19 protein-coding genes, 1 tRNA gene and 1 pseudogene are annotated in these 17,649 nt (G+C 68.3%); 11 read left to right on the top strand and 10 right to left on the bottom strand.

Going from position 1 to position 17,649, the window contains the following annotated elements:
- Positions 1–3: 3 nt before the first annotated feature.
- Entirely contained in the window at positions 4–876 is an 873-nt protein-coding gene (locus HHAL_RS11275) for an SDR family NAD(P)-dependent oxidoreductase (protein ID WP_011815017.1), read from the bottom strand.
- An 85-nt stretch (positions 877–961) separates the two neighbouring features.
- Between HHAL_RS11275 and HHAL_RS11270 the strand changes: the two genes are divergently transcribed.
- The 5 genes from HHAL_RS11270 to aspS all read left to right on the top strand — a co-directional run bounded on the left by HHAL_RS11270 (position 962) and on the right by aspS (position 5,706).
- Entirely contained in the window at positions 962–1,594 is a 633-nt protein-coding gene (locus HHAL_RS11270) for a transglycosylase SLT domain-containing protein (RefSeq protein ID WP_011815016.1), read from the top strand.
- An 81-nt stretch (positions 1,595–1,675) separates the two neighbouring features.
- Positions 1,676–2,017: an FmdB family zinc ribbon protein gene (locus HHAL_RS11265; protein WP_011815015.1), complete on the top strand. Its 342-nt coding sequence runs from the start codon at positions 1,676–1,678 to the stop codon at positions 2,015–2,017.
- A 74-nt stretch (positions 2,018–2,091) separates the two neighbouring features.
- Positions 2,092–3,546 (top strand): circadian clock protein KaiC, encoded by a 1,455-nt coding sequence (gene kaiC, locus HHAL_RS11260; protein WP_011815014.1) that lies wholly within the window; start codon positions 2,092–2,094, stop codon positions 3,544–3,546.
- Positions 3,543–3,824: a circadian clock KaiB family protein gene (locus HHAL_RS11255; protein WP_011815013.1), complete on the top strand. Its 282-nt coding sequence runs from the start codon at positions 3,543–3,545 to the stop codon at positions 3,822–3,824. Before kaiC ends, HHAL_RS11255 begins: the two co-directional genes overlap by 4 nt.
- A 97-nt stretch (positions 3,825–3,921) precedes the next feature.
- The gene (gene aspS, locus HHAL_RS11250) at positions 3,922–5,706 is read left to right on the top strand and encodes an aspartate--tRNA ligase (RefSeq protein ID WP_041595186.1); all 1,785 of its coding nucleotides are present in this window, start codon (positions 3,922–3,924) and stop codon (positions 5,704–5,706) included.
- A gap of 18 nt (positions 5,707–5,724) precedes the next feature.
- On the opposite strand, the gene HHAL_RS11245 is transcribed toward aspS, so the two are convergent.
- The gene (locus HHAL_RS11245; protein ID WP_011815011.1) at positions 5,725–6,930 is read right to left on the bottom strand and encodes a UbiH/UbiF/VisC/COQ6 family ubiquinone biosynthesis hydroxylase; all 1,206 of its coding nucleotides are present in this window, start codon (positions 6,928–6,930) and stop codon (positions 5,725–5,727) included.
- Between the two features lie 327 nt (positions 6,931–7,257).
- Here HHAL_RS11245 and HHAL_RS11240 point away from each other — a divergent pair, with 327 nt between their 5' ends.
- From HHAL_RS11240 to HHAL_RS11220, 6 genes and pseudogenes are all read left to right on the top strand, one after another.
- Entirely contained in the window at positions 7,258–7,761 is a 504-nt protein-coding gene (locus HHAL_RS11240; protein ID WP_011815010.1) for a hypothetical protein, read from the top strand.
- A 76-nt stretch (positions 7,762–7,837) separates the two neighbouring features.
- Positions 7,838–8,293: an RrF2 family transcriptional regulator gene (locus HHAL_RS11235; protein ID WP_011815009.1), complete on the top strand. Its 456-nt coding sequence runs from the start codon at positions 7,838–7,840 to the stop codon at positions 8,291–8,293.
- A 125-nt stretch (positions 8,294–8,418) separates the two neighbouring features.
- Complete coding sequence (gene hcp / locus HHAL_RS11230) at positions 8,419–9,711, top strand: hydroxylamine reductase (RefSeq protein ID WP_011815008.1); 1,293 nt, start codon at positions 8,419–8,421, stop codon at positions 9,709–9,711.
- A gap of 175 nt (positions 9,712–9,886) precedes the next feature.
- Positions 9,887–10,261: a hypothetical protein gene (locus tag HHAL_RS11225; protein WP_011815007.1), complete on the top strand. Its 375-nt coding sequence runs from the start codon at positions 9,887–9,889 to the stop codon at positions 10,259–10,261.
- 85 nt (positions 10,262–10,346) lie between these two features.
- A pseudogene (locus tag HHAL_RS13670) lies at positions 10,347–10,583 on the top strand (S24 family peptidase); the annotation flags it as partial.
- Between the two features lie 15 nt (positions 10,584–10,598).
- Positions 10,599–11,258: a DUF3427 domain-containing protein gene (locus tag HHAL_RS11220; protein WP_276569349.1), complete on the top strand. Its 660-nt coding sequence runs from the start codon at positions 10,599–10,601 to the stop codon at positions 11,256–11,258.
- Positions 11,259–11,513: 255 nt separating this feature from the next.
- On the opposite strand, the gene HHAL_RS11215 is transcribed toward HHAL_RS11220, so the two are convergent.
- From HHAL_RS11215 to ruvB, 8 genes are all read right to left on the bottom strand, one after another.
- Positions 11,514–11,586: transfer RNA gene (locus tag HHAL_RS11215), tRNA-Lys, on the bottom strand.
- Between the two features lie 51 nt (positions 11,587–11,637).
- Complete coding sequence (gene ybgF / locus HHAL_RS11210; RefSeq protein WP_187147861.1) at positions 11,638–12,381, bottom strand: tol-pal system protein YbgF; 744 nt, start codon at positions 12,379–12,381, stop codon at positions 11,638–11,640.
- A 14-nt stretch (positions 12,382–12,395) separates the two neighbouring features.
- The gene (gene pal / locus HHAL_RS11205) at positions 12,396–13,022 is read right to left on the bottom strand and encodes a peptidoglycan-associated lipoprotein Pal (protein WP_011815004.1); all 627 of its coding nucleotides are present in this window, start codon (positions 13,020–13,022) and stop codon (positions 12,396–12,398) included.
- 23 nt (positions 13,023–13,045) lie between these two features.
- A complete protein-coding gene (gene tolB / locus HHAL_RS11200; protein WP_011815003.1) occupies positions 13,046–14,356 on the bottom strand; it encodes a Tol-Pal system beta propeller repeat protein TolB in 1,311 nt (436 codons plus the stop codon).
- Positions 14,357–14,359: 3 nt separating this feature from the next.
- Complete coding sequence (locus tag HHAL_RS12780; protein ID WP_011815002.1) at positions 14,360–15,310, bottom strand: TonB family protein; 951 nt, start codon at positions 15,308–15,310, stop codon at positions 14,360–14,362.
- 10 nt (positions 15,311–15,320) lie between these two features.
- Complete coding sequence (gene tolR, locus HHAL_RS11190; RefSeq protein WP_049751670.1) at positions 15,321–15,737, bottom strand: protein TolR; 417 nt, start codon at positions 15,735–15,737, stop codon at positions 15,321–15,323.
- Between the two features lie 59 nt (positions 15,738–15,796).
- Positions 15,797–16,495 carry a protein TolQ gene (gene tolQ / locus HHAL_RS11185; protein WP_011815000.1) on the bottom strand — a complete coding sequence of 233 codons (699 nt, stop codon included), beginning with the start codon at positions 16,493–16,495 and terminating at the stop codon, positions 15,797–15,799.
- Between the two features lie 112 nt (positions 16,496–16,607).
- Positions 16,608–17,648 carry a Holliday junction branch migration DNA helicase RuvB gene (gene ruvB / locus HHAL_RS11180; RefSeq protein ID WP_011814999.1) on the bottom strand — a complete coding sequence of 347 codons (1,041 nt, stop codon included), beginning with the start codon at positions 17,646–17,648 and terminating at the stop codon, positions 16,608–16,610.
- Position 17,649: the final 1 nt, after the last annotated feature.

Raw genomic sequence — 17,649 nt, 5'->3', positions numbered from 1 at the left:
GGATTAGCCGGGGCGGCGTTCCGAGGCCGTGGCCGCCAGCAAGACCCGGTCCAACCACCGGGTGGGCAGGAGGCGTTTGAGGGCCGCGAACAGATGGGTGGGCACGGTGACGTGGTAGCGGGCCTTGGGGCGCGGATGCTCCAGGGCGTGGGCCAGCTTGGCCGCCACCGCCCCGGCCTCCAGGGTGAACGGCGTCGAGGCGCCGGCGCCCGCCAGGCGCTGTTCGACGGCCTGGTAGGTGGGGGCGTGGGCGCTGTGCTCGGCGTCGATGCGAGCGCGGAAGGCGCGGTGGGCGTTGTCGCGAAAACGGCTGGCGATCGGCCCGGGCTGAATCAGGCTGACGTGGATGCCGCTGCCGACCAGTTCCTGGCGGAGCGTGTCGGTGAGCCCCTCCAGGGCGAACTTCGAGCAGACGTAGGCGCCCCGGTAGGGCAGGGCGATGAAGCCGAGCACCGAGCTGTTCTGCACGATGCGCCCGTGGCCCTGGCTGCGCATGAGTGGCAGCACCTGCGTGGTCAGTTCGTGGGTGCCCAGCAGGTTCGTCTCGAGTTGCTCGCGCAGGGTCGCCCGGGAGAGGTCCTCCACCGCTCCCGGTTGGCCGTAGGCGCCGTTGTTGAACAGCGCGTCGAGGCGCCCGCCGGTGCGCGTCGCCACCTCGTGGACCGCGCTGGCAATCGAGGTGCTGTCGGTCAGGTCCAGCGCCAGGGCGTCATCCCAGCCGGCCTCACGGAGCCGGTCCACGTCCTCGTGCCGGCGTGCCGTCGGAAAGACCCGCCAGCCGCGCCGGGCCATGTGCTGTGCCGCGGCGGCGCCGATGCCGCTGGAGCAGCCGGTGATCAGCACGGTGGGGCGGGGAGCAGTGTGCGTATCGTCCATGGCCCGACAGGCTAAAGCCTGCGCGCGCCGAGCTCCACATCGGGTATCCTGTCGCCTTCCTGAAGATCGGTCGCGCGAGGCGGGCATGGCGCCAGGGCGAATCCTGCGGATCCTTGGGGTTGCGGTGCTGCTGGTGTTGGCCGGGTGTGCCCATCGCCCGCAACCATCGGATATCAACGACATCTGCGTCGTCTTCGAGGAGAACCCGGAGTGGTATGATCACGCCCGGCGCTCCGAGGAACGCTGGGGTACGCCGATTCCCATCCAGATGGCCTTTGTCCATCAGGAGTCGTCGTTCATCGCCGACGCTCGCCCGCCGCGGCGGCGTCTGCTCGGGTTCATCCCGTGGCGTCGCCCGAGTTCCGCCTACGGTTACGCCCAGGCGCAGGATCCGGTCTGGGGCGAGTACCGGGAGGACGCCGGCCACTGGGACGCCCACCGCACCCGGATGCGCGACGCCCTGGACTTCATTGGCTGGTACAACCAGCGCACCCGGGAGCGGGTCGGGGTCGACCTGGACGACCCGCGACGGCTCTACCTGGCCTACCACGAGGGGCACGGCGGGTATCGCCAGGGTAGCTACCGCCAGAAGCCGACCCTGCAGCGGGTCGTCCGTAACGTCGAGGCCCGGGCCCGCCGTTACGAGGAGCAGCTGGCCGGGTGCGAAGACGATCTGCAGTGCTGGCGCTGGTACCAGTTCTGGCCTTTCTGCCGGTGAGCGGGCCGGGCTTGTTTTCCTGGTTGGTGGCCCCCATAGATAGGCCGTCCGACGAGGGTGGTTGATAGAGGGAGAGGATCGATGCCGATTTACGAGTACGAGTGCTGTGGTTGCGGTCACCGTCTTGAGGCCATCCAGTCCGTATCGGACGGGCCACTGACCGATTGCCCCGAGTGCGGCCAGGCATCGCTCAAGCGGCTGGTCTCTGCAGCGGCCTTCCGCCTCAAGGGCGGCGGCTGGTACGAGACCGACTTCAAATCCGGTCAACGCAAGAATGTCGCCGAGGGTGGCAACAACAGCGGCAACAAGGGCGGTGGTGAGAAGAGCAAGGATCAGGGGGCGTCGTCGGCCAGCAGCTCGTCGAGCAGTGGCAGTCAGTCCCAGGGGGCGGTGGCCAGTTCCAGCGGATCCGCCTCAAGCTGACACCCCGCGTGGCCGGCCTTGGACCTGTCGGCGCTTTTTGGCACTCTGCCTGGTGGGTCATCACGGAGTACGGCATGGCACAAGGCAATAGCTCAGCGGCGATCGGCGCCCGGCGGCGCGGCGCACAGACCGCACCCACAGGGATCGAGGGGCTGGATTTCATCCTCGACGGAGGGTTGCCCGAGGGGCAGCCCACCCTGCTGCGTGGTGGCCCCGGTGCCGGGAAGACAGCCATCGCGCTGACCTTCTTCTGCCACGGGCTCGAGCAGGGAGAGCCGTCGGTTCTGGCCACCTTCGACGAGTCGCCCGCGGCACTGACCCGCCATGCCGAAGCCTTGGGGTTCCCCCTGGCGGAGCACCTGGCCGCTGGACGCGGTCGCATCCTCGATATGCGCCCGGATCGCTCCGAGCTGGTCTCCGGCGAGGAGATCGAGCTGACCGCGCTGCTCGCGCGCATCGGTCACGCCCTGGACGCCCTCGGTGCCAAGCGCCTCGTGGTCGACGCCATCGACGGCATGGACGAGAGCTTCGCGCCGGGCAGCAGTCTGCGCGCCGAGCTGACGCGGGTCTTCGACTGGATCCGCGAGCGCGATGCCACCACCCTGATCACCTCCGGCGAACACTCTGGCTTCAGCGAGCGCTTTGGGCTGGAGGATTACATCGCCGACTGCGTGATCCTCCTGCGTCAGGAGATGTGCGATCGGCGCATGACGCGTCTGCTGCGCATCCTCAAGCGCCGGGGTGGCAGTCACGGCACCAACGAGTTCCCGTTCCTGCTCGACGGCGAGGGGGTGTTCCTGGCGCCGATTACCGGAACCCGGCTCGAGGCCTACCCCTCCGCCGAGCGGCATCGTACCGGGGTCGCGGGGCTCGACGCGATGCTCGGCGGGGGCGGACCCTACCGCGGCTCAGCGGTCATGATCTCCGGGCAGTCGGGTACTGGCAAGACGAGCTTTGCAGCGACGTTCGCCGGTGCCGCCTGCGAGGCCGGTGACAGGGTGCTCTACCTCAGCTTCGAAGAGGCCACCGACGAGCTGCTGCGCAACCAGCGCAGCGTGGGCGTGGATCTGGCCCCGCATATCGAAAGCGGCCGGCTGGTGCTGGAGCCGTTGCTGGCCGTGGAGCTGGGCTGGGAGGAGCACCTGCTGCGGGTGATGCGCGCGGTGAAGGAGAAGCTCCCAGCGGTGGTGATCCTGGACCCGGCGAGCGCCATGAGCGATCGCCAGAAAGATCGTCAGGGCAAGGAGATGCTCCTGCGGTTATTCTATATGCTCAAGCGCGAGGGCGTGACGGTCGTGGCGACGGAGCTGTTGCCTGACTACAGTGACGGCTTCAGTACGATGGACGTCTCTTCCATCGTGGATGTGTGGATCAAGTTGCGTCGCGACGAGCGGGACGGCAAGCTGCGGCGCTTGTTGAACGTGGTCAAGGCTCGCGGCCTGCCGACCTCGGACCGGATTCAGGAGTACTACCTCTCCAGCGACGGGGTACACGTGGTCAACACTGCCGATACGGGAGACGGGTCGTGAGCGAGCTGGTCCTGCGGCTCTACATCGCCGGGCGGACCCCGGCGGCCGAGCGTGCCATCCGCAATCTGGAGCGGATCATCGAGGAGGCCTACGGCGATGACGCGCAGTGTCAGCTCGAGGTCATCGACATCCTCGAGCGCCCGCAGCTGGCCGAGGACGAGCGCATCCTGGCGACCCCGGTGGTGATCAAGAAGCTGCCGCCGCCGGTTCGGCGTGTTGTCGGCGATCTCTCCGAGCGCGAGAAGGTGCTCATCGGGCTCGACCTCAAGGAGGGGTGAGTAGCCGCTGCCGTGATCGGGTCCTCGCTTGCGCCCCCCCGGGGGCGTGCTTACCATTGCCACCCTTTGGCCCCACCTACCCAATCCGGAATCAACCATGCGTAGTCACTACTGCGGCGAGATCTGCGAATCCCACCTGGATACCGAAGTCACTCTGTGCGGCTGGGTGCACCGGCGGCGCGATCACGGCGGCATCATCTTCATCGACCTGCGCGATCGGGCCGGTCTGGTGCAGGTGGTGGTCGATCCGGACACCGAAGAGGCGTTCGCCGCCGCCGACCGCGCGCGGAACGAGTACGTCCTGCGCATCACCGGTCGGGTGCGGCACCGGCCGGAGGGTACCGAAAACCCGGATCTGCACTCCGGGCGGGTCGAGGTCCTGGGCCGGGCGGTCGAGGTGCTCAACACCGCCAAGACGCCGCCGTTCCAGCTCGATGAGCACGAGCAGGTGGGCGAGGACGTGCGCCTGCGTCACCGCTACGTGGATCTGCGTCGCCCCGAGATGCAGCAGCGCCTGCAGCTGCGCGCCCGGGTGAGTTCGGCCATCCGCCGCCACCTGGAGGACGAGGGGTTCCTCGACATCGAGACGCCGATGCTGACTCGGGCCACGCCCGAGGGCGCCCGCGACTATCTGGTGCCCAGCCGCACCCACCCCGGCCGTTTCTTCGCGCTGCCGCAGTCGCCGCAGCTGTTCAAGCAGTTGCTGATGATGGCCGGGTTCGACCGCTACTACCAGATCGTGCGCTGCTTCCGTGACGAGGACCTGCGCGCCGATCGCCAGCCGGAGTTCACCCAGCTCGACATGGAGGCCGCCTTCGTCGACGAAGAGGCCGTCATGGGGGTCACCGAGCGGATGCTGCGCCAGCTCTTCCGCCAGGTTCTGGGCGTCGAGCTGTCGGATCCGTTCCCGCGCATGCGTTACGCCGAAGCCATGGATCGGTACGGCTCGGACAAGCCGGACCTGCGCATCCCGCTGGAGCTGGTCGAGGTCGGCGACCTGGTCCGCGAGGTGGATTTCAAGGTCTTCTCGGCGCCGGCCCAAGATCCGCGGGGCCGTGTGGCGGCCCTGCGTGTCCCCGGTGGGGGCGGGCTGACGCGCAAGCAGATCGACGACTACACCGATTTCGTCGGCCGTTACGGAGCCAAGGGCCTGGCCTACATCAAGGTCAACGACCCGGCTCAGGGGGTCGAGGGCCTGCAGTCGCCCATCGTCAAGTTCCTCACCGAGGAGGCCGTGCGGGGAATCCTCGAGCGCACGGGTGCCCAGGCGGGCGACGTGGTCTTCTTTGGCGCCGATCGGGCCAGCGTGGTCAACGACGCCCTGGGGGCATTGCGCGTGCGCATCGGCCACGACATGGGGCTGGTCGAGGACGCCTGGCGGCCGCTGTGGGTGGTCGATTTCCCGATGTTCGAGTACGACGAGAAGGACGGGCGGCTCTACTCCCTGCACCATCCGTTTACTGCCCCGTGCGTACAGGACCCCGCCGAGCTTCAGCAGCAGGACGCCGAGGCCCTGGTCTCGCGAGCGTACGACTGTGTGCTCAACGGCGTTGAACTCGGCGGCGGGTCGATCCGTATCCACGATCCCGACATGCAGCAGGCCGTCTTCGGGGTGCTGGGTATCGGCGAGGAGGAGGCCCGCTCCAAGTTCGGGTTCCTGCTCGACGCCCTGCAGTACGGCTGCCCGCCCCACGGCGGTATCGCCTTCGGCATGGACCGGCTGGTGATGCTCATGGCGGGGGCCGACTCGATTCGCGAGGTCATGGCCTTCCCCAAGACCCAGACCGCCACCTGCATGCTCACCGAGGCGCCGGCCGAGGTGGGCGAGGCGCAGTTGCGTGAGCTGGGCATCCGCCTGCGGCGGGTCAGCGGTTCGGAGTAACCGCCGGCGCGGTCCCGGTCAGCCGAGCCAACTGCCGTAGCTGGCGTAGCGCAGCGCCAGACGTTTGGCCGGTCCGCCGTGATCGGCCAGGCGCAGTCCCCAGGGACGCAACCGAGCCAACCGGGTACAGCGGCTCCCGAAGAGTTCGTGGATGCCGGTCATGGTCGACTGTGCGAGCTGGTTGTCTTGGCGGCGTTCCCGGGCGTAGGCGCTGAGCACCCGCGGATCGTCCGGCGGGTAGCCGGCCTCGACCGCCGCCGCCACGTGCCGGGCGAGGGCCCGCGCATCGCGCAGCCCCAGGTTGACGCCCTGTCCGGCCAACGGGTGGATGGTGTGGGCCGCATCGCCGATCAGGACTACTCCCGGCGCCAGATAGCTGTGGGCGTGCTGGGCCCGAATCGGGAAGCTGGCTCGCTGCACCACGGCCTCGATCCCGCCAAGCTCGGGTGGGAACGCGGCCTCGATGTTCTCTCCCAGTTGCTCGTTCGGCAGCTCGACCAGCTGCCGAGCCCGGTCCGGCGTCGTGTACCAGACCAGGGAGGCTCGCGCTCCCACCAGGGGAAGAAAGGCCTGGGGGCCCTCCGGCAGGAAGCGCTGCCAGGTGATGTCCTGCTGCCCCAGTCGGGTTGCCACCTCGGCGACCACGGCGTGCTGGCGGTAGTCGCGGACCGTCACCGGGATCCCGAGCGACTGTCGCAGCCGGGATTGCGCACCGTCGGCGGCGATCACCAGGTTGCCGTGGATCCGCCGGCCATCGTCGAGCCGTACCGTGGCCCCGAAGGGCGCTGGCTCCAGGCGGCTGGTTTCGTTCGGGCAGTACCGGTGGACCGTCGCCGACCGCCCCAGCACCGACCAGAGGGCCTCCTGGATCAGGTCGTTCTCGACGATGTGTCCCAGGTGATTGGTTCCCGGGCCGAGGTCTTCGGCGTGGAAGGTTAGACGCCCCGCATGATCGCCGTCCCAGACCTGAAGCCGACGGTAGGGGCAGGCGCGGGTGCCACGAATGGCGTGCCAAGCCCCGAGCTCGTCGAGGTAGCCTTCCGAGCCGAGGTTCAGGGCCGAGACCCGGAGGTGGTAGGGGGAGCCGGCCTCTACGGGCTTCGGGCCGGTGGTCTCGACCACACCCACCCGCCAGCCGCGGCCGGCGAAGTCGGCGGCCACCGCGGCGCCCACCATTCCGCCACCTACAACCACCACATCGTGGCAACGCGGGGGGCTGTTCACCAGGGGCCTCCATCGCCGTCCGTCTACCCTGCAATGTAGCGCAGCCTCAGGGGGGCTGTCAGGCGCGAGCAGATTGGTGGGTCGAGGCGGCTGTAAAGAAAAGTGACGCACGCTTGACGATCCCGTCCCCGACGGGGCTGCTGTAGGAGGTTGTCCGGCAAGGCATCGGAAGCGCCCTGTCGCGGAATCTTACAAACCGCGCGCGCATCACCTCGGCCGGGGGGCCTTCGTGCCCGTGTCGCAACGCCTGCGACCCGCTGGCACGGACCCTGCTAACAGTCTGGGAACTGCGCAAACGCAGCATCCCACTCAAGGAGCAACCCTGCCATGTCGGCCATCCGTACCCCCCGTGAACTCGATACCCTGTGCTCGTGCCTGACCAGCGAGGCGCAATTCCAGAGTATGCAAATGATCCTGGCGTTGAACGCCTCGCCCGGCGCCCTCGCGGCCGAGCGGGGGGCAGTGGCCCGGTTGGTCGACTTCGCGGAGCATGTCCAGCGCCGGATCGACGAGGCCCGCTACGGGACGCCCCTCGATCCCCGTGGGGAGGTCGCGGTTCTGCTGCGCGAGACCCGCAAACGGCTGCAGCGGAATCACCAGGGCCTGGTTGCCGCGCGCAAGGTGGTGCTGGTCGATCCGCAGCTCGCCCCGGCGGCGCGCAAGCGCTGGTTTGAGGAGATCGTGCGGGCCGAGACCGAGCACCAGGTCCTTCTCGCCACGCTGGAGGGGGTGCTCTACCTGGTCCAGGACCACGACGTTGGGGTGGCGATGGCCAACGCCCCGGGCGACGCCGACTGGCGTCAGGCACGGAGCGTCCTCGCCCGTTTCTGACCCGGCGCCCGCGCGGCGGGGCCGGAGAGGTGGCTCAGGCGGTATAATACCCGGGTTCGATGGAGGACCCGGAGCCATGGAGCTGACCTACTACACCGACTACGCCCTGCGTGTGCTCCTCTATGCGGGCGCGCAGGGGGAGCGGCGGGTGCCCATGCGGGAGATCGCCCGGGCCTACGGGATCTCCCAGGATCATCTGCGCAAAGTGGTCCATCGCCTGGCCCGCCACGGCTATCTTCAGACGACCCAGGGGCGGAGCGGAGGATTGCGGCTCGGCTGTGCACCGGGCGCGATCCGCGTGGGCGATGTGGTGCGTCTTATGGAGGACAGCCTGGAGCTGATCCACTGCGACCGTGGCCCCTGCCCCCTGTGCGGACACTGCTCCCTGAAACGGGCCCTGAACGGCGCCCGGGATCAGTTCATCCAGCATCTCGACGGCGTGACCCTGGAAGAGTTGCTCGCCGATCCCGGTACCGCGCAGCAACTCCGGCGCCTGTCCCAGGACGATCCGCTGCCCACCTCCAACGGCTGATTCGCCTCCTGCAGCGTCCGCCGCTGCTCGCCTCCGGGGCCGGTGGCGCAGGGCCCTTGACCCGCTCGGGGCGACTGGGCACTATTCGGTGTACGTACAGTACATCGGAACGCAAGGTGGTGCCCATGTTCTGTGACCAGTGCGAACAGGTTCGTCGCCAGGAGGCCTGCACTCAGTCCCCCGGTGTCTGCGGTAAGGATGAGGACTGCCACTCCGCCCAGCAGTTGCTGCTCTACGGCCTCAAGGGGATGGCCGCCTACGCCCACCACGCTCGTCGGCTCGGCAGGCACGATCCGGAGGTGGCGGCGTTCATGGAGGAGGCGTTGTTCGCCACCATGACGAACGTCAACTTCGATCTCGACTCGTTGCTTGAGCTTTGCCTGCGCTGCGGTCAGATGAACCTGCGGGTGATGGAGATGCTCGACGCCGCCCATGTGGAAACGTTCGGTCAGCCTCAGCCGGCCACCGTGTCCGAGGGCACCCGCGCCGGCCCCGGGATCCTGGTCAGCGGTCACGACCTGCTCGATCTCCACCACCTGCTCCAGCAGGTCGAAGGGACCGACATCCAGGTCTACACCCACGGCGAGATGCTGCCGGCGCACATGTACCCGGCGCTGCACCAGCACCCCAACCTGGCCGGCCATTACGGCGGTGCCTGGCAGGATCAGAAGCGCGAGTTCAAGGCTTTCCCGGGGGCCATCCTGGTCACCACCAACTGCGTGATGCCGCCGGCAGCCCGTTACGCGGACCGGCTGTTCACCACCCGCGCCACTGCCGTCCATGGCGGGCAGTGCATCACCGATGGCGACTTCACGCCGGTGATCGAGGCTGCGCGGCGCGTCGCTCCCTGCGTGGAGGCCGTGGAGGGGGAGTCCACCGTCGGCTTCCACCACACTGTCCTGCTGCAGCACGCCGAGACGCTGCTCGAGGCCTACCAGCAGGGCCAGATCAGCCAGTTCTACCTGATCGGCGGCTGCGACGGCGCCCACCGCAGCCGGAACTACTTCAACGATTACGCGGCGGCGACCCCGGCCGACAGCTTCGTGCTCACCCTCGGGTGCGGGAAGTTTCGCATCCGCGATCAGGCGTTCGGGACGCACCTGGGCTTCCCGCGGCTGCTTGATATGGGCCAGTGCAACGACGCCTACGGTGCCATCCAAGTGGCCCTGGGGCTCGCCCGCGCGCTGGACTGCAACGTCAATGACCTGCCACTGACCCTGGTAATCAGCTGGTTCGAGCAGAAGGCGGTGGCGGTGCTGCTGACCCTGCTCAGTCTCGATGTACGCGGGATCACCCTGGGCCCCAACCCGCCCGCCTTCCTCAGTGACAACCTGTTTCAGGCCCTGGCACGCCGCTACGACCTGCGGCTGACCGGCGACACACCGGAGCTGGACGCACTCGACGGGCTTACGCCCTGAACGGGTGCGTTATCAAGGTCTCCTGGCCTTATCCCACGGGGAGGAGTGGCGGGAAGATCCCGTATCAGTAGACTGGGATCGAGCACTTCCCCAGGGTGCCAAGGACGGGTGCCATTCTCGCGCCACACCGGTCCCGTCACATGATTGAGATCTTGAGTAGGGGCAGCAATCGGTAATGGGGTCTGGTGCGCAACCGCTAAAAACCGCCAACGATGCGGTCCGCTTGGTGCGCGGGGGCGAGGAAGACCCCCTGCTGCCGCGTTTGCTGGCTGCGATCATCGGTTCCAGCAACATCAGCAAAGAGGCCCTCACTCAAGGGCTGGAGTGGAATTATTGGGTCGAAGCGGGCAGCCCGGACAGTGATGGGCCGCAACGCCTGGCGGAGATCCGCGACGCCTTCCGGCAGACCTTCCAGCACTCCAGGACCCGCGCGTTGGATTACGGCTGGGTCGATGAGTACGAGCGGCGCCGGCCGGACACGCCCCCGAGCGTTGCCCCGGGAAGCGATGATCCTGAGCTGCCGCTGCCCGAGCCCACGCCGCAGCAGTAGGAGGCATTAGAGCAATTGCGTGCGACGCGCGCCGAGGGCCATCAACGTGGGCTGGTGGTAAGGCCGGCTTGACCCGGGGCGCCATTTTGTCGCCCGCGCCGTGGGCCACTCCATGGACGGCGGCAGACAGCCGATACGCGACGGCGACTACCTGCTTTTGGAGTGGGTGACCGATACGTCTGCCGGTTCCATCACCGGCACCACGATGGCCATCGAACGGCAGGACACCGCGGGCGATGACCAGTATCTGTTGCGGGTCGTCCGCAAGACAGAAGACGGTCGGTATATCCTCCGTGCCAACAACCCGGAGTATCCGGACCTGGAAGCGGACGACGCCATGCGCACCTTCGCTCGGCTGCGGGCTGTGCTCGATCCGCTGGCGGTGGCGGTGGGCCAGTCATTCCAGCGGCAGGAGATCCCGCAGCTGTTCGGGGTGGAGTACAGTGCCGGCGCCTGGCAATCCGGCCATGTCGTGTTGCCCGATTCGCGCACCCACATTCTGCTGGTCACTTTGAACAAGCAGGGGAAGGGTGCCGACTACCGCTACCTGGACTACTTCATCGACGAGCGAACCTTCCACTGGCAGAGCCAGAACCAGACGACTCCGGAGAGCAAGCGTGGCCGGGAACTCATCGAGCACCGCCAGCGCGGTATCGATGTCCACCTCTTCGTGCGCGACCACAAGCTGGGGCCCGATGGCCGCGCTGCGCCGTTCCGCTACACATTGCGGGAGCCTATGATGACCACGTCTGACGATATGACTCCCTTCGGCTATCTAGAAGCGCAACAGGACCGTGATCCTTTGGCGCATCTGGAGGTCGTCGATCCGATCCGTTCCGGGATTCCGGTCGCGACCGCGGAGGAGATGCTTCACGCCGTCGGGCTGTCTCTCAAAGAACTCGCCGATCTCTCGGGCCGCGGTGCTGCGTGTGCGCTCGCAGATCGTCGCAGAGGCGTCGAACCTGTTGCTCAATCCCCCGCATCCGGCCGTGTGTGATCTGCCTGAATCCACCACACGGCCCTTCACCTTCGATCCCCGCTTGTTCGATCCCGCAGCGCGATAAGCCGCTCGCCACGACCGACCCTGCGTCACACCACCTGCGGACCCGGATAGTGCGCTCCCGGTGAGCGCCGGATCTCTGTATAGGCGGCCACAACGCCGACTGTCATGGTAGAAGTCGCTGGGTGCCGCGTCCAGTATGGCGAGGCGTGCAAGCGGTATGCGGCAGGAGCGCATACCGTGATGAAATTATGGGGCGTGCTGGATTCGAACCAGCGACCAGCGGATTAAAAGTCCGATGCTCTACCAACTGAGCTAACGCCCCGGGAACTGCGCATTCTAATCAACGCGCCGTGCGGAGGGAAGCCTGCGGCGGCTATTCGTCGTCGTCGGGCAGCAGGCGGCGGATCTCCGAGAGTCGCTGCTGGGCCAGGTTGGCTGCGGTGGTGTCCGGGTGGTCCTCCTGCACGGCCTCGAGTCGGTCGCGGGCCTCTTCGAGGCGGTCCTCCTCGAAGGCGATGTAGCCGAGCTTCAGCTGGGCGTCGGCGACCTTGTTGCTCTCCTCGTAATCGTCCACGACCCGGTTGAAGTAGGCCTCGGCGTCCTCGAATTCGCGTTCGGCGTAGTAGGTCTCGGCGATCCAGTAGACGGCGTTGGCGGCGTAGTCGCCGTCGGCGTCGGTGTCGAGGACGTCGCGGAAGCCCTCGCGGGCCTCTTCGTACAGGCCGTCGCCGAGCTGGCGGAAGGCCGCCTGGTAGAGTTCCCCAGCATCGGCGTCCTCGTCGGCGGCTTCGGCGTCCGGGTCGTCCAGGTCGGGGATGGGGATCTCCTGCTGGCCCGGTGCCGGGCCGCGCTCCTGGAGTTCACGCAGTCGATCGTCCAGGTCGGCGTAGTGCTCGCGCTGGCGTTCCTGCAGCCGCCGGACCTGGCGGTCCAGGCTCTCGATGTCGCCGCGCAGCTCGCGGTTCTCCTGCTTGATGCGCTCGACATCGCGGACCAGTTCGGCCAGGCCGCGGCCTTCGAGCAGGCCTTCGAGGCGGTCGAGCCGCTGCTCGACATCCTCGGCCGCGGCGGGGGCGGTCAGGGCGAGCAGCACAGCGATGGTGGAGATCTTTCGCATACCGGGGTACCGCATTATCGATCGTAGAGCAGCTCGGCGCGGCGGTTCTCGGCCCACGCGTCCTCGTTGGATTCGTCGACCAGCGGGTCTTCCTCGCCGTAGCTGACCACCTCGAGCTGGTCCGACCGGGCGCCGTTGGCGCGCAGCAGCCGCTCCACCGCTTCGGCGCGCCGTTCGCCCAGGGCCAGATTGTACTCCCGAGAACCGCGCTCGTCGGTATGGCCCTCGATGGTCATCCGCTCATCCGGGTGTTCGCGGAGGAACTCGGCGTGGGCCTCGAGGACCGGGATGTCGTCATCGCGGATGTTGCTGGAGTCGAAGGCAAAGTGCACGCGCCGGGTCGCCAGGGGGCTCTCGGGTTCGTCGAGGACGGCGGCATCCAGTGGATCGTCCGGGTCCAGGCCCTCGGCGCGGGCCCGCTCCAGCCGTTCCTCCTCGGCGTCGTCCGGATCCTCCAGGGCCTCGGCCTCGGTGGGATCGAAGTCTTCGGTCTCGATCTCGGCGTCCTCGGCCTCTTCGCCGGGCACGGCGTCGGGATCCTCGATCCAGGAGGCGCAACCGGCCAGCAGGGCCAGGCCGGCGGCTAGCCCCAGGGTGCGCAGCGGGCGGAGCATGTCGCTTCGGTGGCTTGTGACGATCATGGTGTCTCGTCCTCGCAGGTGGTTTACCAGGCCGGTTCGCGTACGCGGGTATTCGGTTCTTCGGTGGACTCCAGCGGGGCCACCGCACCGCCGATGACCGAGGCGGTCGCCAGTCGCTGCCCCTCGGTGTCGCCGGTGGTGTAGATGACCAGATCGCCGTTGGGGGCGAAGCTCGGCGACTCGTCGGCCGGGCCGTCGCTGATGATCTGCACCGCCTCGGTGTCTAGGTCCTGCAGAGCGATATAGTACTGGCCGTCGTGGCGGTGGACCATGGCCATGCGCTCGCCGTCGGGCGAGATGCTCGGCCGGGCATTGTACGCCCCGTCGTAGGTTACCCGTTCGGTCTCGCTGCCGTCCGGGGGGGTGCGGTAGATCTGCGGCCGTCCGCCCCGGTCCGAGGTGAAATAGATCCAGTCGCCGTCCGGGCCCCAGGTGGCCTCGGTGTCGATGGCCCAGTGATCGGTCAGGGGCCGGACATCGCCGCTGGCCACGTCGATGAGGTAGATGTTGGCGGCGCCGTCGCGGGAGAGGGTCACCGCCAGTTGGTCCCCGTCCGGCGACCACGCCGGTGCGCTGTTGATACCGCGGAAGCTGGCCACCCGCTCGCGCTCGCCGGTGCGAATCTCCTGGACAAAGACCTCCGACCGGCGGCCCTCGAAGGAGACGTAGGCCAGCCGGTCCCGCGACGGTGACCACGCCGGGGAGAGCAGTGGTTCGTCGGAGGTCAGGATGGTCTGCGGCCGGTGCCCGTCGGAGTCGGCCACCACCAGTCGGTGGCGGCGACCTTCGCCGTCCTCGCGCTGCTCCACGGCCACGTAGGCGATCCGCTTGGTGAAGGTGCCCTCACGGTCGGTGATGGTCTCGTAGATGCGGTCGGAGATGGTGTGGGCGAGGGTGCGCAGGTGGCGCTCCTCGGCGCGGTAGCGCCGGCCGTCGGTGCGCTGCCCCTGGAAGGCGTCGAGGACCTCGAAGCGCACCTCGTAGCGGCCGTCTCCGGCGTCATCGATCCCGCCCACCACCAGGTGATCCACCCCCTGGGCCCGCCAGGTGGAGAAGCGCACATCCTCCATGCGCCCCGGGGTGTCGACCAGGTCCTCCTCCGGCAGGATGTCGAAGCGGCCCGTACGGGCCAGGTTGGCCGTGATGATCGGCGCGAGTTCGGTCTCCGGGTCGGCCCCCTCGGCCCGTTGGAACGGCACGATGGCGATGGGGGTGGCGCCCTCGATACCGCCGATGATGTCGATCACCAGATCGTCATCGGCACTGGCATGGGCCGGCAGCGATAGCAGGGCTGCCAGGTAGAGGGTGCTCCATACTCGTTTCAGTCGCGTCACGGCTCAACTCCGGTCCGGTGCGAAGCGGAAGGTTAGGGTCTGCATGCGCTCCTGCAGTGCGGCCTCGTCCGGGAAGGGGACCGGCGAGGCGGCCTGCACGGCACGCTCGACGGAGCGATCAAAGCCCGAATCGCCGCTGCCGCTGACGACCTCGACCCGCCGCACGTCCCCGCTGCTCGAGAACGAGACCCGAACCACGGCCTCAAGGCCTTCGGGCGTGCCGGTGGGGCGTCGCCAGTTGCGCTCGACGGCCTCGGCGATCGCCGCGGTGTAACGCTGTTGCTGCCCCTGCAGGCGGCGCTGTTCCTCAGCCTCCTGCTGGGCCGCCTCCTGGCGTTGGCGCTCCGCCTCCAGTTCTTGCTGGCGTTGCGCTTCGCGCTCTTCCTCCATGCGCTGGCGAATCTCCTCGCGCAGTCGGTCTTGCTCCTCGGCCCGTTGTTCGGCAGGGTCCGGCTCGGGCTCGGGCTCGGGCTCGGGCTCGGGCTCGGGCTCGGGCTCTGGCTCCGGCTCCGGTTCCGGCTCTGGCTCTGGCTCTGGCTCCGGCTCCGGTTCGGGCTCGGGTTCCGGCTCGGGTTCCGGCTCCGGTTCGGGCTCGGGTTCCGGCTCCGGATCCGGTTCGGGCTCTGGCTCTGGCTCGGGCTCGGGCTCCGGCTCGGGTTCCGGCTCCGGCTCCGGTTCCGGCTCGGGTTCCGGCTCGGGCTCTGGCTCCGGTTCGGGCTCTGGCTCCTGGCGCCGTTCCATCTCGGCCTCCACCGCGGCACTGTCGACCGTCGTGGCCTCGATGATGGGGCCTTCGAACTCGGGGGGCTCCGGTGTTCGGGTGCAGGTCGCGAAATTGGCGCCCACCAAGGTGAACACGGCCACGTGGCCCAGGGTGGAGTAGATCACAAAACGCGACGGACTGCTCGCCAGCCGGCTCGGCAGCTTCGGGGCTCGCTCTCTCAGCCAGCGCATGGGCAGGGCCTCATCCCGCGTCGGGGGCCGGGGTGTCCTCCGGCGGCTGACTCATCAGTCCCACGCTCGGCACCCCGGCCGCCTGCAGTTCGGCCATCAGCGCCACGACCTCGCCGTAGGCGACCTGCTGGTCGCCGCGCAGGAGTACGCGCCGGTCCGGATGCTCGCTCATGACCCCGCCGACCTGCTCCAGCAGCTCCTCCCGCGACAGGGCCTCGTCGGGATCGTCGGCGATGTTCAGATAGACCCGGCCCTCGGCGTCGACGCTGACGATCAGGGGCTCCGCCTCATCTTCGTCCAAGGGCGAGCTGCTGACCTCGGGCAGATCCAGGTCGACACCGTGGTAGAGCAGCGGTGCGGTGACCATGAAGATCACCAGCAATACCAGCATGACGTCGATGTACGGGACGACGTTGATCTCCGACATTGGCCGCCGTCGGCTGCGGCGTGTCCCGGTCGGTGTCACCCGTGCCAAGGCGTGCCCTCCTACCTGGCCGGCGTCGCGCCGGCCGCATGGGTATGCCGCTCGAGGATGCTGGTGAACTCCTCGACGAAGGTCTCGTAGCGGTTGGCCAGGCGCTCCGCGCGGTTGGCGTAATGGTTATAGGCGATGACTGCCGGGATCGCCGCGAACAGCCCCAGGGCGGTGGCGATCAGGGCTTCGGCGATGCCCGGGGCGACCGTGGCCAGCGTCGCCTGCTGCTGACCGGCCAGGGCGCGGAACGAATTCATGATGCCCCATACGGTGCCGAACAGTCCGACGTAGGGGCTGACCGAGCCCACCGTGGCGAGGAACTGCAGGTGGCGCTCGGCGTTGTCCAGCTCGCGGCTGACGGAGACGCGCATGGCGCGGTGGGCGGCCTCGACCACCGCCGATGGTGGGGCGCCGCTCTGCTTGCGCATGCGCGAGAACTCCTGGAACCCGGCGCGAAAGATGCGCTCCATGCCGGCGTGTTCCCCGGGGCCCTCATCACTGAGCCGGCGATAGATCTCGGCGAGGTTGCCGCCGGCCCAGAACTCCTCTTCGAAGCGGATGGCGGTCTGTTCGGCGCGCTTGAGGGTCAGCCGCTTGGAGAGGATGAGTGCCCACGAGGTGACCGAGGCGAGGATCAGGGACAGCATCACGGCCTGCACCAGCAGGCTGGCGTCGAGGATAAGGCGTAGGACGGAGACGTCGGCGGTCATGGTTGTCGTTCGCGCTGGCAGAGCCGGAGGATCGAATGTAACGACAGCTAGTTACAGAAACAAGTTCCACTGAAATCCCAAGAGGTGGGTATCCGCTGCCCGGCCCGAGCCGCTATCCGAACAGATCGCCGGAGCCCGCGGCCTGCCCCGGCACGCCGAGCAGGGTGTAGGCGTGCTCGGTGGCGACGCGGCCCCGCGGGGTGCGCATCAGATACCCCTCCTGGATCAGGTACGGCTCGACCACGTCCTCCAGGGTGCCGCGTTCCTCGCCGATGGCCGTCGCCAGGTTGTCCAGGCCCACCGGCCCGCCACCGAACTTGTGCACCACTGCCTCGAGGAGGCGTCGGTCCTGCTCGTCGAGGCCGTTGCGATCCACGTCGAGGAGTTCCATGGCGTCGGCGGCCACCTGCTCGGTGATCCGTCCGTCTGCTCGCACCTCGGCGAAGTCTCGCACCCGGCGGAGCAGGCGGTTGGCCACCCGGGGGGTGCCCCGGGCTCGTCGGGCGATCTCGGCAGCGCCGTGCGCCTCGGTGCTGACCCCGAGCCGGCCGGCGGAGCGCTGGACGATGCGGGTCAGTTCGTCCACCGGGTAGTAGGCGAGCCGCTGTACGATGCCGAAGCGGTCGCGCAGCGGTGAGGTCAGCAGACCGGCCCGGGTGGTGGCACCGACCAGGGTGAACGGTGGCAGGTCGAGTTTGATCGAGCGCGCAGCGGGCCCCTCCCCGATGACGATGTCGATCCGGAAATCCTCCATGGCCGGGTAGAGGACCTCCTCGACCACGGACGAGAGTCGATGGATCTCGTCGATGAATAGCACATCGCCGGGTTCCAGGTTGGTCAGGATCGCCGCCAGGTCGCCGGGGCGATCCAGCACCGGGCCGGAACTCTGGCGCAGGCTGGCGCCCATCTCAGTGGCGATGATGTTCGCCAGCGTGGTCTTGCCCAGCCCCGGTGGGCCGAAGAGCAGGGTATGGTCCAGCGGCTCGTCGCGTCCGCGGGCGGCGCGGATGAAGATCTCCAGCTGTTCACGCACCCCGGTCTGGCCGACGTACTCATCCAGGCTCACCGGGCGCAGGGCGCGCTCCAGTGCCGCTTCGTCACCGGTGCCGGCGGCGTCGATGATGCGCTCGGGCGGTCCGTATTCGTCGCTCATG

Origin of the sequence: Halorhodospira halophila SL1, from assembly GCF_000015585.1 — a bacterium.
Classification (GTDB): Bacteria; Pseudomonadota; Gammaproteobacteria; order Nitrococcales; family Halorhodospiraceae; genus Halorhodospira; species Halorhodospira halophila.
Note: the sequence above shows the minus strand (reverse complement) of the source record. Positions and strands in the feature narration are given on the sequence as shown.